The 15,049-nt window shown below is 74.0% G+C and carries 6 protein-coding genes; 4 read left to right on the plus strand and 2 right to left on the minus strand.

Annotated elements, in window-relative coordinates:
* The first annotated feature begins 150 nt into the window (after nt 1–150).
* Genes NGJ44_RS22370 through NGJ44_RS22385 form a run of 4 tightly spaced genes read left to right on the plus strand, consistent with a single transcriptional unit; the run spans nt 151 to nt 5,723 of the window.
* Nucleotides 151–2,211, plus strand: a complete 2,061-nt coding sequence (locus NGJ44_RS22370) for a capsule polysaccharide biogenesis protein (protein WP_251865906.1) — start codon at nt 151–153, stop codon at nt 2,209–2,211.
* Nucleotides 2,208–3,431: a capsule polysaccharide biogenesis protein gene (locus NGJ44_RS22375; protein ID WP_251865908.1), complete on the plus strand. Its 1,224-nt coding sequence runs from the start codon at nt 2,208–2,210 to the stop codon at nt 3,429–3,431. The genes NGJ44_RS22370 and NGJ44_RS22375 overlap by 4 nt, the downstream gene beginning before the upstream one ends.
* Nucleotides 3,428–4,195 (plus strand): SDR family NAD(P)-dependent oxidoreductase, encoded by a 768-nt coding sequence (locus tag NGJ44_RS22380; RefSeq protein WP_251865910.1) that lies wholly within the window; start codon nt 3,428–3,430, stop codon nt 4,193–4,195. Before NGJ44_RS22375 ends, NGJ44_RS22380 begins: the two co-directional genes overlap by 4 nt.
* Nucleotides 4,185–5,723 (plus strand): LTA synthase family protein, encoded by a 1,539-nt coding sequence (locus NGJ44_RS22385; RefSeq protein ID WP_251865912.1) that lies wholly within the window; start codon nt 4,185–4,187, stop codon nt 5,721–5,723. The genes NGJ44_RS22380 and NGJ44_RS22385 overlap by 11 nt, the downstream gene beginning before the upstream one ends.
* Before the next feature lie 45 nt (nt 5,724–5,768).
* Here the strand turns inward: NGJ44_RS22385 and NGJ44_RS22390 are convergent, their stop codons facing one another.
* Nucleotides 5,769–7,124: an aminotransferase class I/II-fold pyridoxal phosphate-dependent enzyme gene (locus NGJ44_RS22390; RefSeq protein WP_251865915.1), complete on the minus strand. Its 1,356-nt coding sequence runs from the start codon at nt 7,122–7,124 to the stop codon at nt 5,769–5,771.
* 2 nt (nt 7,125–7,126) lie between these two features.
* Nucleotides 7,127–14,707 (minus strand): type I polyketide synthase, encoded by a 7,581-nt coding sequence (locus tag NGJ44_RS22395; RefSeq protein WP_251865917.1) that lies wholly within the window; start codon nt 14,705–14,707, stop codon nt 7,127–7,129.
* Between the last annotated feature and the right edge of the window lie 342 nt (nt 14,708–15,049).

The raw sequence follows: 15,049 nt of genomic DNA on the forward strand, positions 1-15,049 counted from the left end.
GCGGTGGCGCACCACCAGTTCGCCGAGCTGGGCGCCGAGGGCATCCGCAAGCTGGGCAAGCCCGAGCACATCCTGTACGACCTCAAGTACGTGCTGCCGGCCTCGGCCTCGGACCTGCGGCTGTAAGCCGGCCTCGCGTTCCGACCGCGCATGATAGAGATCCATTCCGCCGGTATCGCCCGCATTCCGTTCCTGGAGGCGCTGCTGGGCGCGCCCGTGGCGCGCGGCAGCGTGCTGTCGGGGCGCGGGGCGCGCCGGCCCCAGGCGGTGGCAGGGTGGGGCATGCGCCCCTCCGCCGACGCCGCGCGCCGCCGCGCCGCGCAGCTCGGCGTGCCCTACCTGGCGCTGGAGGACGGTTTCCTGCGTTCATATGGCACGGGGCCGGACTTTCCGCCCATCTCGCTGGTGGTCGATCCCGTGGGGATCTACTACGACGCGACCCGCGAGTCCGCGCTGGAGCGCCTGCTGGCCGGGGGCGAAGACCTGCTGGCCGGCATCGAGGACGACGTGGACGAGGCCATGTCGCTCATCCGGGAGCACAGGCTGAGCAAGTACAACCACGCCGGCGAGGACTGCCCGCGCCTGCCCGGCGCGCCCGGGCGCAAGCGCGTGCTGGTGGTGGACCAGACGGCGGGCGACGCCAGCATCCGCCTGGGCGGCGCGGGCGAGGAGACGTTCGACGCCATGCTGGCGGCGGCGCGGCGCGAGCATCCCGGCGCGCTGATCGTCGTCAAGACCCATCCCGAAGTGAGTGCCGGCCGCAAGGCCGGCCACCTGACGCGGGAGCGGGATGACGCCGATACCCTGGTGCTGCGCGACCCGGTCAATCCGCTGGCGCTGGCCGAGCAGGTGGACGAGGTTTATGCCGTGACCTCGCAGCTGGGTTTCGAGGCCCTGATGCTGGGCAAGACCGTGCACTGCTTCGGCCTGCCGTGGTATGCCGGCTGGGGCCTCACGCGCGACCGCCAGGTCTGCGCGCGGCGAGGCCGGGCGCGCAGCCTGCCCGAGCTTTTCGCCGCCGCCTATTTTCATTACACGCGCTATCTCGACCCGGTCAGCCACCGCCAGGGCAGCATTTTCGACGCCATCGGCTGGCTGCTGCGGCAGCGCCGCATGGCGGCGGGCCTGCCGCGCCGCATGATCTGCGTGGGCTTCAGGCGCTGGAAGGCGGCCAACGTGCGTCCCATGCTGTCGCTGCGCGCGCAGGACGTGACCTTCGTGCCCGACGCGCGGCGCGCCCGCGCGCTGGCGCCCGCCGCGGACGACGCGCTGGTGCACTGGGGCGCGCAGGCGCCGGACGGCGTGGCCGAGCTGGCGCGCGAGGCGGGCTGCGCACTGCTGCGCATGGAAGACGGTTTCGTGCGTTCCGTGGGGCTGGGGTCCGACCTGATCCGCCCCTTGAGCCTGGCGCTGGACCGGCACGGCATGTATTTCGACCCGCGCCAGCCCAGCGACCTGGAGCGCGAACTCGCCCGCGGCGGCTTCACCGAGGGCGAGCTGGCCACCGCGCGCCGCGTGCGCGCCTTCATCGTGGCGCACGGCATCACCAAGTACAACCTCGACCCGGCCCGGCCCGTGCGCTGGGACCATGGCGGGCGCGAAGTGGTGCTGGTGCCGGGCCAGGTGGAAGACGACCTGTCGGTGCGGCTGGGCTGCGGCCCGGTGGCCGACAACCTGTCGCTGCTGCGCGCGGCGCGGCGCGAGCATCCGCGCGCCTGGCTGGTCTACAAGCCGCATCCCGATGTGGCCTCGGGCAACCGGCGGGGCGCGCTGGCCGAGGCCGAGGTGAGGGCGCTGGCCGACCACATCGAAACCGAAGCGTCCGTCACGGCCTGCATCGACGCCTGCGACGTGATGCACACCATGACCTCGCTGTCGGGCTTTGACGCGCTGCTGCGCGGCAAGCGCGTGGTCACGCACGGGCGCCCGTTCTATGCAGGCTGGGGGCTCACGCAGGACCGCATGGACATGCCGCGCCGCGAGCGCCGCCTCACCCTGGACGAGCTGGTCGCCGGCGCGCTGCTGCGCTATCCCATCTACTGGGATTGGGAGCTGCGCGGCTATACGACCTGCGAGGCCGTGCTCAACCGTCTGGCCGAGACGCGCGAGGCGCTGGAGCGCGAAGGCAAGCTGTCGCGCCTGCGCACCGGCTATGCGCGGCGGCAGTGGCGCAAGCTGGATACGCTGCTGCGCGCGAGGTTCGCGCCGTGAGCCGCTCGTACCTGTTTCTGCAGGGAGTGTGCTCGCCGTTTTTCGACCGCCTGGGCGCGGCCCTGCGGGCGGGCGGCGACCGCGTGGCCAAGGTGAACTTCACGGCGGGCGACGCCGCTTACTGGCGACAGGGCGGCGCCATGGCGTTCCGCGGCCCGCCCGAAGCGCTGCCCGAATGGACGGAGCGGGCGCTCGCACGAACCGGCGCCACCGACCTGGTGCTTTTCGGCGACTGCCGGCCGGCCCACCGGCCCGCCGTCGAGCTGGGACGGACGCGCGGGCTGCGCATCCACGTCTTCGAGGAAGGCTATTTCCGTCCGCACTGGGTCACGCTCGAGCGCGGCGGCGTGAACGCCTATTCGCGCCTGCCGCGCGATCCGCTGTGGTACCGCGACGCGGCCAGGCGTCTGGCCGGGGCGCCCGCCGCGCAGCCGTTCCGCACGCCGTTCTGGAAGCGCGCGGCGCACGACGTGGCGTATCACCTGTGCGGGGCGCTCAACCCCATCTGCTACCCGCGCTACCGCGGGCATGCCCCGTATGCGGCGCCGCGGGAGTATGCAGGCTATGTGAGCCGGGCCGTGCGGCTGCGGCTGCGCGCGCGGGCCGACGCGCGCGCCGTGGCCCGCGTGGCCTCGGGGCCGCGCCCGTATTTCCTGCTGCCGCTGCAGCTCGAGGGCGACGCGCAGATCCGCACGCATTCGCCGTTTCGCAGCATGCGGCAGGCGGCTGCGCGCGTCATCGCCTCGTTCGCGGCCGAAGCGCCCGCCGACAGCCTGCTGGTCGTGAAGAACCATCCGCTCGATCCCGGGCTGGACCGGCACGCCTCCGGCATCCGGGAGCTCGCGCGGACCTATGGCGTGCAGGACCGCGTGCTCTATCTGGAGGCCGGCCACCTGCCCAGCCTGCTGGCGCGCGCGGCGGGCGTGGTCACGGTCAACAGTACCGTGGGCGCGGCCGCGCTGGACGCGGGCCGGCCGGTGCTGGCGCTAAGCGGCGCGGTCTACAACCTGCCGGGCCTGACGTTCCAGGGCCCCCTCGACGCGTTCTGGCGCGCGCCCGAACCGCCCGACGCGGCGCTGTTCGCCGACTTCAAGACCGCCGTGCTGCACACCACGCAGCTCAATGGCGGCTTCTACTGCGCCGACGGCATCGCGCTGGCGGTATCCTCGGCGGTGGCCAGCATGCGCCGGCCGCGATCCCTGCTGGAGGAATGGACATGAACGGACGGCCGCGACGCGTGCTTATCACCGGCGCCACGGGCGGAATCGGCCGGGCGCTGGCGCTGGAGTATGCCGCGCCGGGCGTGGCGCTGGACCTGCAGGGGCGGCGGGAGGAGGAACTGGCCGCGCTGGCGGCGCGCTGCCGCGAAGCCGGCGCGCAGGCGCGCACCCACGCGCTGGACCTGCACGACCGGACCCGCCTGGCCGCCTGGCTGGACGAGCTGGCGGCCGACCCGCCGGACCTGGCCATTCTCAACGCCGGCGTGAACATCGCCGCGCCCGCGCCCGGCGAGACGGAGGCGGCGGACGACATGGATGCGCTGCTGGAAGTCAACGTGCGCGCCGCGCTGGCGCTGGCGCGCGCGCTGGCCGGCGGCATGCGGCGGCGCGGCGCGGGACAGCTCGCGCTCATGAGTTCGCAGGCGGCGTGGCGCGGCCTGCCGGTGACGCCCAGCTACAGCGCCAGCAAGGCCGCCGTGAAGGCCTACGGCGAGGCGCTGCGCGACGTCATGGCGCCGGCCGGCGTGGGCGTCACCGTCATCATGCCCGGCTACGTCACCTCGCCCATGTGCGCCGCCATGCCGGGCCCCAAGCCCTTCGAGTGGGACGCGGCGCGCGCGGCCCGGCGTATCCGCCGGGGCCTGGCGCGCAACCGGGCGCGCATCAGCTTTCCGTTTCCGCTCAACCTGGGCTGCTGGCTGCTGGGCGGCCTGCCGCCCGCGTGGTCCGGCCTGCTGTTGCGCTGGCTGGGCTATGGACGCTGAAGGCATGCTGTCGGCGGCGGCCGCGGCCCTGGGCGGACTGGCGTGCTCGTGGCTGCTGGAGGCGGCGCTCGCGCCCAGGCCGCGCGCGCCCTGGCGGCGGCCGGCCGCATGCGCGGGCCTGCATGCCGGGCTGTGGCTGCTGGCGCTGGCCGGCGCGTTCGCGCTCACGCGCCGCCCGGGGTTCGCCGCCGCGGCGGTGCTGGCTTTCGTGGTGCTGCTGGTGGCGGTCAACAACGCCAAGTACGCCGCGCTGCGCGAGCCCTTCGTGTGGGCCGATTTCGAGTATTTCACCGACGCCTTGCGCCACCCGCGCCTGTACCTGCCGTTTCTCGGGGCGGGCAGAGCGGCGCTGGCCGCGGCGGCGGCCGTGGCCGCGGTCTGGGCCGGCCTGGCCTGGGAAACGCCCCTGGCGTGGGCCGATGCGGCGCCGGCGGCCCTGGCCATGGCCGGCACGGGCGCGATCCTGCTGGCCCGGAGCGCGCAGCGTCTGCCGCCCATGCGCCTGCGCGCGCGCCCGGACCTGCGCCGCTACGGCCTGTGCGCCAGCCTGTGGGCCTATGCCCGCCGCGAGCGCGAGCCCGGCCCCGCGCCGCGCACGCCGTTCTCCGGCGCGCCGGAGAACGGGGCCGTGCCGGCGCCGGCGCTCTCCGCGCGGCTGCCCGACCTGGTGGCCGTGCAAAGCGAATCCTTTTTCGACGCGCGCCGCGTCTATCCGCAATTGCGCGCCGAGGTGCTGGCCGCCTTCGACGCGCTGCGGGCGCAGGCCTGCGCGCATGGCGCGCTGCAAGTGGCGTCCTGGGGCGCGAACACGGTGCGCACGGAGTTTTCGTTCCTGACCGGGCTCGGTCCGCGCGAGCAGGGCGTGCACCGCTACCAGCCCTACCGGAGGCTGGCGCGCAAGGGGCCGGCCACGGTGGCCAGCTACCTACGCGGGCTGGGCTACCGCACGGTGTGCGTGCATCCGTACCACGGCAGTTTCTACGGCCGCGACCGCGTGCTGCCGCTGCTGGGGTTCGACGAGTTCGTGGACCTGACCGCGTTCGACGCCAGCCAGGCGCAAGGCCCCTACGTGGGCGACCTGGCCGTGGCCGACTATGTGCGCGGACGGCTGCTGGCCGGCCGGGACCAGCCGCTGTACGTCCACGTCATCACCATGGAGAACCACGGGCCGCTGCATTGGGAAGCGGTGGACGCGGCGGACAGGGCGCGCGTCTGCCGGCAGGCGCTGCCGGAAGGCTGCGACGATCTGGTGGCCTATGCCCGCCACCTGCGCAATGCGGACGCCATGTTCGCGCGGCTGGCCGAGACGCTGGCGGCGCTGCCGCGGCCCGGCGGCCTGTGCGTGTACGGCGACCACGTGCCCATCATGCCCGGGGTGTACCGGCGCCTGGGCGCGCCGCCGGGCGACACCGACTACCTGATCTGGCGCAGCGGCGGCGGGGCCGGGGCGGCCGCGCAAGCGCCGCTGCCGGCGGAACGCCTGGCGCGGGCCTTCCTGGCGCACATGGGACTGATGCCGGGAGGCTGAGCCTCCCGGGGCATCGCGCCAGGCCCGGTGCGCGGGCGGGCCTCCCTACAGTTTCGCCAGTTCCTCGCCCAGCGCCTGGGCGGCCTGTTCGATGTCGGCTTCGCTGTGCTGGCTGCACAGGAAGAAGCGCAGCCGCGCGGATTGTTCCGGCACGGCCGGATACAGGATGGGCTGCGCATTGATGCCGCGCTCGAACAGGGCGGCCGACAGCCGCGCCGCCTTGACCGAGTTGCCGACGATGGCGGGCACGATGGACAGGCCCGCGCTGGTGCCGGTGTCCGCGCCCGCGGCGCGCGCCCGGGCCAGGAACTGCGCGCCGCGCGCCTGCAGCGCCGCCACGCGCCCGGGCAGCTCGTGCAGGCGGCGCAGCGCGGCCAGGCTGGCTGCGGCCACGGGCGGAGGCATGCCCACGCTGTACAGGAACCCGGGCGCGAGATGCCGGAGATGCTCGACCAGGGCTGCCTCGCCCGCGATGTAGCCGCCGCAGCCCGCGAGGGTCTTGCTCAGCGTGCCCATCCAGATGTCCACGTCCGACCCCGCCAGCCCGAAATGCTCGCGTATGCCCAGGCCGCGCGGACCCATCACGCCCAGCGAATGGGCCTCGTCCACCATGAGAAAAACGCGGTGGCGGCGGCGGATCTCGACGAAGCGGGGCAGGTCGGGATAGTCGCCGTCCATGCTGTAGAGACCCTCCAGCACGACCAGCACCCGCTCGTACCGCCGCCGCTGCGCGGCCAGCAGCGCGTCGAGCGCCGCCGCGTCGTTGTGCGGGAACGGCAGGCGCTTCGCGCCCGACAGCGCGATGCCCTGGAGCACGCTGTTGTGGATCAGCTCGTCGTGCACGATGAGATCGCGCGGCCCGAACAGCAGCCCCAGGGTGGAGACGTTGGTGGCGTGCCCGCTCACGAAGGTCACGGCCTGGGGCACGCCGTAGAGCGCCGCCAGGGCCTGCTCCAGCTCGCGGTGCACCGGGCGCTCGCCGGAAACCAGGCGGCTGGCGGAAACCGAGGTGCCATAGCGTTCGATGGCCTCGCGCGCCGCGGCGTTGACCGCCTCGTCGCCCGAGAGCCCCAGGTAGTTGTAGCTGGCGAAGTTGAGATAGGACCGGCCGCCGATGCGCGTGGCGGCGCCGGCGCTGCCTTCGTGCAGCTTGAAGAAGGGGCTGGGCAGGCCCATTGCCGCGGCGCCCTCGCTGAGGATGCGCACCTGCTGGTAGCCGGGATGCAGCTCGAAGCGGTAGTGCGCCGGCGGGATCTCCTCGCGCGGGCCGGCGGCGGCGGGCACGGGCCGCGCCGCCTGGTCGAGCTTGCGCTGCAGGGCCTGTTGGATCAGCTTCTGCTTGAGGCTGGCGGCCAGGCCGGGCTGCGCGCTCCGTTGTGCGCTCTTGGGACGGCCTGACATGGTCATGACGCCACCCCCGTGCCCGAAGAGGCGGCGCGCAGCCGCTGCTCGATGGCGACGCGCTCGCCGGGAGACACCTCGGCGGCGTGCTGGGAGGCCAGGCGGGCGATGTGCGCGTCCAGTTCGTCGGCCTCGCCGCTTTCCTCGCCGCGCAGCGCGCGCATCAGCCGCGCCGCCAGTTTTTCCAGCGTCGGGCTCTCGCTGAGCGCCATGACGGGCAGGCGGATGCCGAAGCGGGCCTCCAGCGCCACCACGAGTTCCACGCCCATCAGCGAGTCCAGTCCGATGTCGTACAGCGAACGGGACGGGTCGATCTTGTCGGGCGGGGTGCGCAGGATCTCGCCGACCTCGTGCCTGAGCACTTCCACGATGCGCGCGGCCAGCGCGTCGTCGTCGAGCGAGGCCAGTTCTTCGAGCAGGCCGCCGGCTTCCTGCGCCGCCGATTGCGCGCCGCCGCCGCGCGCCGCCAGGGCGGCGTAGCGCGGCGCGGCGGCGGCCGGCAGGTGGCGGGCCAGCGCGGGCCAGTCCAGCGTCATGACGCCCAGGCCGCTGGCGCGCGCCAGCAGCATGTCTTCCAGCGCCGCGAGGGCCGATTCGGCCGCCAGCGGCGCGGCGCCCATGCGGCGCGACAGCGCGTCGCGCACGTCGGCGTTGCGGGCGAGATAGCCTGCGTCGGCGATCGGCCCCCACCCCACGCAGGTCGCCGGCAGGCCCTGTTCGAGACGTCGGCGCGCCAGCGCCTCCATCCAGGCGTTGGCCGCCACGTAGGCGCTCTGCCCCGGATTGCCGAACAGCGTGGTGGCCGAGGAGAACAGCACGAAGAGCTCCAGCGGCTGCTCGCGCGTCAGTTCGTCGAGCAGCCCCGCGCCCAGCATCTTGGGCGCCAGCACCCGGGCGATGGCGTCCGCGCTGGCATTGCGGGCCAAGCCGTCCTCGATGACGGCCGCCGCGTGCACCACGCCGCACAAAGGCCCGGCTTCGCCGCGCAGCCTGTCGAGCAGGGAGGAGAGGGCGGCGCGGTCGGCCACGTCGCAGGCTTCGGCCCAGACCCGCACGCCCTGGTCGCGCAGCGCCTGCACGGCCTGGCGCGCTTCGTCGCTGGCCGGGCCGGAACGGCCGACCAGGGCCAGCCGGCGCGCGCCCTTGTCCGCCAGCCATTGGGCCGTGCGCAGGCCGAAGCCCGACAGGCCGCCGCTCACGAGGTAGCATCCGTCGGCGCGCAGGCGCAGCGGCACGCCGGCGCTCGTCTGCGCGGGCGGCGGCAGGCCGCGCCGGTAGGTGACGACGATCTTGCCGATCTGCCTGGCCTGCTGCATGTGGCGGAAGGCGTCCACCACATCGCGGGCCTCGAACACGCAATGGGGCAGCGGCCGCAGCGCGCCCTCGCGGAAGAGCTCCATCATTTCGCCGTACAGGCGGCGCGCCAGCCCGGGGCGCGCGCGCAGCAACTGGTCGGCATCCACCCCGAAATAGCTGAGGTTGTTGCGCATGGGGCGCAGGCCGATGCGCGTGTTCTCGTAGAAGTCGCGCTTGCCCAATTCGATGAAGCGGCCGAAGGGGGCCATGGCGTCCAGGCTGCGCCGCACGGCTTCGCCGGCCAGCGAGTTGAGCACCACGTCCACGCCGCGTCCGCCGGTGCGTTCGCGTATTTCGTCGGCGTAGCCCAGGCTGCGCGAGTCGTAGACGTGCGAGACGCCCATGAGCCGCAGGAAGTCGCGCTTGGCCGGCGTGCCCGCGGTGGCATGGACTTCGGCGCCGCGCCACTGCGCATACTGCACGGCGGCCAGGCCCACGCCGCCGGCCGCGCCGTGAATGAGAATGCTTTCTCCCGGCTCCAGCCGCGCCAGGTGGTGCAGGGCGTAATAGACCGTGAAGAAGGCGCTGGGAATGGTGGCGGCGGCCTCGAAGCTCATGCCGGGCGGCAGGGGCGCGACCGCGGTGGTGCCGACGCAGACCCGGTCGCTGAAGCTGGCGGGCCCGAAGCCCAGCACCGCGTCGCCGGGCGCGTAGCCGCTGACCGCCGCCCCGGCGCGCAGCACCGTGCCGGCGAATTCCAGGCCCAGCGTGGGGCCGGCATAGCCCTGCTCCAGGGCCTCGTCGGCCAGCAGGCCCAGGGCATACATCACGTCGCGGAAGTTGAGCCCGGTGGCATGGACCTGGATTTCCAGTTCGTCGTCAGCGGGCGGGCGGGGCGGCTGGACGGTCCAGCGCAGGTTGCGCAGCTGGCCGGGCAAGTCGAAAGCGAGGCGGCGCGCGCCGCCCTCCTGGCCGAGGCAAGACACGGCCGGGCGCGGCACGGGCTGCAGGCGCGGCGCGAGCCGCGATCCGTCGGCGGCCAGCGCCGCTTCCTGCTCCGCGTCGGGCGCCAGCAGTTCGGCCAGCAGCGCCTTCATGGGCGCGGCCGCGGCCTGCGGCGGCAGGTCGAGCAGGCGCACCGCGTGCGCGGACGACTCGTTCGCCAGGCTGCGGCCGTAGCCGGAGAGCGCCGCGTCGGCCTGCAGGCCCGAATGGGCGGTGAGCAGCCACAGCACGGCGGGCGTCTGCTGCGCCTCGATGGCGCGCCAGGCGGCCGCGGCGAGCGCGCAGCGGCGGGTCTGCACGGACCAGGCCTGCTGCGCATCGGCCGCCGGCGCATAAAGGCCGCAGGCGTGGACCACGTGGTCGTACGGGCCGGATTGCGCGATGGCGGGCAGGGTGTCGCTGTCCGCATCGGCGTCCAGCCGGCAGTGCGTCACGTCCTGGCCGCGCGCGCGCAGCTCGCGGGTCAGTTTCTGGGCCAGGCCCGCGCTCGCCCCCTTGGCGTCCGAAAGAACCAGCCAGCGCCGGGACTCGGGGCTGGCGTCGTCGGCGGGGTCGGCGTCGGCGGGATCGCCCGCCTGCGCCTGCAGCAGGTACGGGCCGCTGGGCGAGCCGGGCACGGCCTGCAGCAGCGGCCCGCACGCGCAGCCCAGCGCTTGCAGTTCGCGCCGCCAGAAATCCGAGCCCTGCTGGGCTGGCAGCTTGCCGCCGTCGGCGGCATCGGTCCACCACGAGGGCCGGATGCCGAACACCATGTCCGCCCACGCCGCGGGATGATGCGCGGCCAGCAGCAGCGTGCCGCCGGGCGCCAGCAGCGTGCGCGCCTCGCGCAGGGCGGCGCGGGCCTGTTCCAGGCTGGCGAAGTCGCAGTGCACGATGGCCAGGTCCACGGCCTGCCCGGCGCCCGCCTGTTCGTCGCCGAGCAGGAGGATCTGCGCATCGGGATAATCCGCCAGGCGCGCCCGGGCGGCCTGGACGCCGGCTTCGTCGCCGGCCGCGCAGCGGTAATCGGCCACGCGGAAATCCAGTTCCTCGCACAGCTCGGGCCCCAGCGGCGGCGCGCCGGCTCCGCATTCGAGAATGCGCAGGCGGCGGCCCGGCGCCAGGCTGGATTGGGCGCGCCGCAGGCAGCGGCGCAGCGCGCGGGCGAGTTCGTGCCGTGCGGGGGCATCCCACAGATGGGAGCCCAGGTCCTGCGGCCCGAAGCCCGGGCACTCGGCGCTGTCCGGCTCCGCCACGCCTTGCAGGAGCGCGGCCAGCCGCAGGCCGACGCGGCCCGCGGCCAGCGCGGGCCCGGCGTGCTCGGGGTATTCGCGGGCCAGGGTGTTCCAGATGTCGGCCGACGCGGCTTCGTCGCCGCTGGCGGCGCGCGCGCGCCAGCCCTGGCCGTCGCGCTGCAGGTCGCCGGCCGCCTCGGCCCGGGCCAGCATGCCATCGAGCAGCGGGGCCATGTCCGGCGCCTGGGCGCGGCAGCGGGAAAGCGCGCTGTCGGCGATCCAGCCGTCTTCGCCGGCCAGCGCGCGCAGGGCCTCCAGGCCGTACCGGTCGCACAGCGCGTCCAGCAGCGGCTCGGCTTCGCCGGCGTAGCGCGCATAGCGCGGATCCCGCGCCGCTGCTTCGAAAGCCTCTTCGAGAGTGGCGCGCAGGTCGGCCAGCAGCGATGCGTCGCCGGTGCGCGCCCGCGGGCGCGGCGTGAGGGCGACGCCGAGAAAGTCCAGGCGGTCGGCGCCGGCCTGGAGCAGGCGCACGCTGCGCAGGCTGGTTTCGCGCAGGGCCGCGATGGGCGCGCCATCCGCGTCGTGCAGCCGGATGTCCACGGTGAGCGCGTGGGCGGAGCGGCGGCGCAGCCGCAGCACGGCGTAGCGCGCCGGGCCGGCGTCCACCCGCAGCGCCGCGCGGTCGATGCGCGCCGGCACGTAGGCAAGGCCCGGCCAGGCAAGGCCCGGCCAGGCGTGGCCCGGCCAGGCGTGGCCCGGCCAGGCCGGCTCTGCCTGGGCCTGGTCGGCGAACAGGTGCACCGCCAACTGGAAGGCGGCGTCCAGCTCCGCGGGGTCGAGGTGCCCGGGCCAGCTTTCCTGCGCGCTTTCGCGCAACTCGGCCAGCACGGTGCGCTCGTCCAGGCGCCAGCCGCGTTCGACCCGCTGGTAGGCCGGGCCGTAGTCCAGCCCCACCGCCCGGGTCAGCGCCGCGTGGCGCGCCGCATCGAAGTCGGCGTCGCGCCCGGGGGGCGAGGCCAGGGGGGCGCGCAGCAGGGCGTCGCCGGGCTCGGCCAGGATGCGGGCGCTGGCGTGCACGGTCCATGGCGCGTCTTCGCCCGTGGGCCGGGCGCGGATGAGCAGCCGTCCGTCCTCGGCCTCGATGTGGGTGCGCAGCAGCCGCGACGGCGAGGGCCCCAGCAGCAGGGGGGCGTGGATTTCCAGGTTCTCGATTTCCACGAAGCCGGACGGCTGGCGCTGCAGCGCGGCGGCCCAGGCGGTTTCGGCATAGGCCGCGCCCGGGAACACCGCCGCCTCGCCCACGCGGTGGTCGGCGAGCTGGGGATGGGTGTGCGTGTCGATCCGGCTTTCCCAGGCGCATTCGTGCTGCGCCAGGCGCCAGCCGAGCAGCGGGTGCACCGCATGGCGCTGCAGCAGGCCCTGGGTCTGCGGCGTGTCGGGGTGCCAGTGGCGTTCGCGCTGCCAGGGATAGGCGGGCAGCACGTGAGGGCGGCCGGGCGCGGGAAAGTACGCGCGCCAGTCGGGTTCCGCGCCCGCCAGCAGGATTTGCGCGGCCACGGCCCGCACGCGCGACGGATCGTCTTCGCCGCGGCTCAGCGTGGCCAGCACGCGGCCGTCGCCCCGGTCTTTGACCGCCTCGGAAAGATAGCCGCGCAGCACCGGATGCGGGCCGATCTCCACGAACAGGCCGTGGCCGGCCTGCACGGCCTGGGCCGCGGCCTGCTCGAACTTCACGGGCAGGCGGACGTTGCGCCACCAGTAATCGGCGTTCAGCGCGCCGGCGGCCAGTTCGCCGCCCGTGACGGTGGAGTAGAAGGCGCAATGCGTGGCCTGCGGCGCCAGGTCCGCCAGCGAGGCGGCCAGTTCCGGGCGCAGTCCGTCCATGGCGGGGCTGTGGAAGGCATAGTCGAGGTCGAGCCGGCGGCCGGCGATGCCGCGCTCGCGCAGCGCGGGCTCCAGCTCGTCCAGGGCGGCGGCTTCGCCGGCCAGGGTGGCGCCGCGTGCGCTGTTGTAGCCGGCCACGCACAGGCGCGAGGCCAGGCCCAGCTCCGCGAGCAGGGCCTGCGCGGACGCGCCGTCGATGTTCACCGCCATCATGCGCCCGCTGCCACGGGTGCCGCCTTGCAGCCGGCTGCGGTGATGAATCACGCGCACCGCGTCGGCCAGGGTCAGCGCGCCGCAGGCCCAGGCCGCGGCGACTTCCCCCACGCTGTGGCCGGCGACCGCGGCGGGGCGGATGCCGCGCGCGGCCAGCATGCGGGTCAGGCCCACCTGGATGGCGAAGAGCGCGGGCTGGGCGCGCTCGGTGCGCGCGTAGCGCCCGGCATTGCCCGTGTCGGCCAGATCGTCGGCCACGCGCCAGCCCGCCAGCGGCGCATAGATTTCGTCGATGTCGCGCACGGCCCGGGCGAAATCGGGATCGGCCATCAGGCGCGCGCCCATGCCGGCCCATTGCGAGCCGTTGCCGGAATACACGAATACCGCGCCCGCCTGCGGGCCGGCGGCCTGCGCGGCATGCGCGAGCGGATGGGGCTTGCCCTGCGCCACGGCGTGCAGGGCGTCGGCGGCTTCGGCGGGCGAGCGGCTCCATGCCAGCGCGCGGTGCTCGTGCCAGTCGCGCCGCAGGGCGGCCTCGCAGGCGGCGTCGTAGAAGCCGGCGTCGTCCTGTCGTCGCAGGTGCTCGGCCATGGCCCGCGCGGCGTCGCGCAGCGCCTGCGGGCTGCGGCCCGACACGACTACGGGCAATTCGCGCCCGCCGGCATCGGCGGCGGGCGCGGAAGACGCCGTGTCCGCGGCGCTCTGCAGGATGACGTGGGCGTTGGCGCCGCCGAATCCGAACGAGTTCACGCCGACGGTCAGTTGGCCCTCATTGCGCAGCGGCCGGTTGCTCGTGACGATGTCGAGGTTCCATTCCCGCGTGCGGATGGCCGGGTTGAGTTCGCGGATGCCGATGGTGGCGGGGACTTCGCGGTGCAGCAGGGCATAGACGGCCTTGACCAGTCCGGCCACGCCCGAGGCGGCCTCCAGGTGTCCCATGTTGCTCTTCACGGAGCCGATGGGCAGCGGCCGGCCGGCGGGGCGCCGCGCGCCCAGCGCGTCGCCGATGGCCCGGGTTTCGATGGGATCGCCCACGGGTGTGCCGGTGCCGTGCGCCTCGAGGTAGTCGATGTCGGCGGGGTCGATGCCGGCGCGCGCATAGGCCTGCGACAGCAGCGCGGCCTGCGCATCGGCGCTGGGCACCGTCAGCCCTGCCTTGCGGCCGTCGGTGTTGACGGCGGTGCCCGCCACGACGGCGAGAATGCGGTCGCCGTCGGCCAGCGCCCGGTCGTAGTCCTTGAGTAGGAACAGCCCGCCGCCTTCGGAGCGCACGTAGCCGTCGCCGGCCGCGTCGAACACGTTGCAGCGGCCGCGACGCGAGAGCATCGAGGCCTTGGAGAAAATCAGGAATCCGTAGGGATGCAGGTGCAGGCTCACGCCGCCGGCCAGCGCCTGCGAGATCTCGCCCGATTCGATGGCGCGGCACGCCTGGTGGAAAGCCACCAGCGAAGACGAGCAGGCGGTGTCCACCGACATGCTGGGGCCGCGCAGGTCGAATACATACGAGAGGCGGTTGGCCGCGATGCTATTGGTGTTGCCCGTGGCGAACGACGTGTCGATCACGCCCAGGTCTTCGGACATGCGGTAGGAGTAGTCGGCGCTGGCGATGCCGATATAAACGCCGCAATCGCTGCCGCGCAGGCGCGAGGGGCGCACGCCCGCGCGCTCCATCGTTTCCCACGCCAGCTCGAGCAGCAGCCGCTGCTGCGGGTCCATGAGGCTGGCCTCGCGCGGCGATATGCCGAAGAAGGCCGCGTCGAAGCCGGAGATGTCGCCCAGCGAGCCGGCCGCGTGGGTATAGGCGGTGCCCGGGTGCTCGCGCAGTGGATGGCGGTAGGCGTCAGCCGACCAGCGGCTGGGATGAACCTCGGTGACGAGGTCGCGGCCCTGTAAAAGATCGGGCCAGTAGTTCTGGGTGTCGGTGCCGGGAAATCGGAAGGAAAGTCCAATGAGGGCAACACGCTTTGCCATGCAAGAATCCTTATAGCAAGAGCCGGTTGACAGCGTTTTGTCGTTCACGGGCCTTCTGCTGCAAGAAGCGCGCGCGTGGAGATCGCCGCAACGGGGTGGCGACGGGTCGGGGGGCATTCTAGGGGGCGTACCGACCCCAGATATTTCAAGTCCCGACATTCTTATGCGAACGTTGCGCCGGATGGCGTCCGCCGCGCCGGGACGGGGCCGGCGGGCCGGTACCGTCTTATTACATCGATGTCAGCTTGCTTACAGCTCGGGCGGTCGCCTTGGCGCTTTGCGCTCCGGTATTCGCCCTTGGGGCGGCCCGGCGGGCTCATGCCTGCGAGAACGTGCGCGAGC

Source organism: Achromobacter sp. Marseille-Q4962, from assembly GCF_943737005.1.
Classification (GTDB): Bacteria; Pseudomonadota; Gammaproteobacteria; order Burkholderiales; family Burkholderiaceae_B; genus Achromobacter.

Coding starts and splice junctions, on each gene's coding strand:
- NGJ44_RS22395 (WP_251865917.1), bottom strand. CDS start 14,707: ATGGCAAAGCGTGTTGCCCTCATTGGACTTTCCTTCCGATTTCCCGGC.
- NGJ44_RS22385 (WP_251865912.1), top strand. CDS start 4,185: ATGGACGCTGAAGGCATGCTGTCGGCGGCGGCCGCGGCCCTGGGCGGA.
- NGJ44_RS22390 (WP_251865915.1), bottom strand. CDS start 7,124: ATGTCAGGCCGTCCCAAGAGCGCACAACGGAGCGCGCAGCCCGGCCTG.
- NGJ44_RS22380 (WP_251865910.1), top strand. CDS start 3,428: ATGAACGGACGGCCGCGACGCGTGCTTATCACCGGCGCCACGGGCGGA.
- NGJ44_RS22370 (WP_251865906.1), top strand. CDS start 151: ATGATAGAGATCCATTCCGCCGGTATCGCCCGCATTCCGTTCCTGGAG.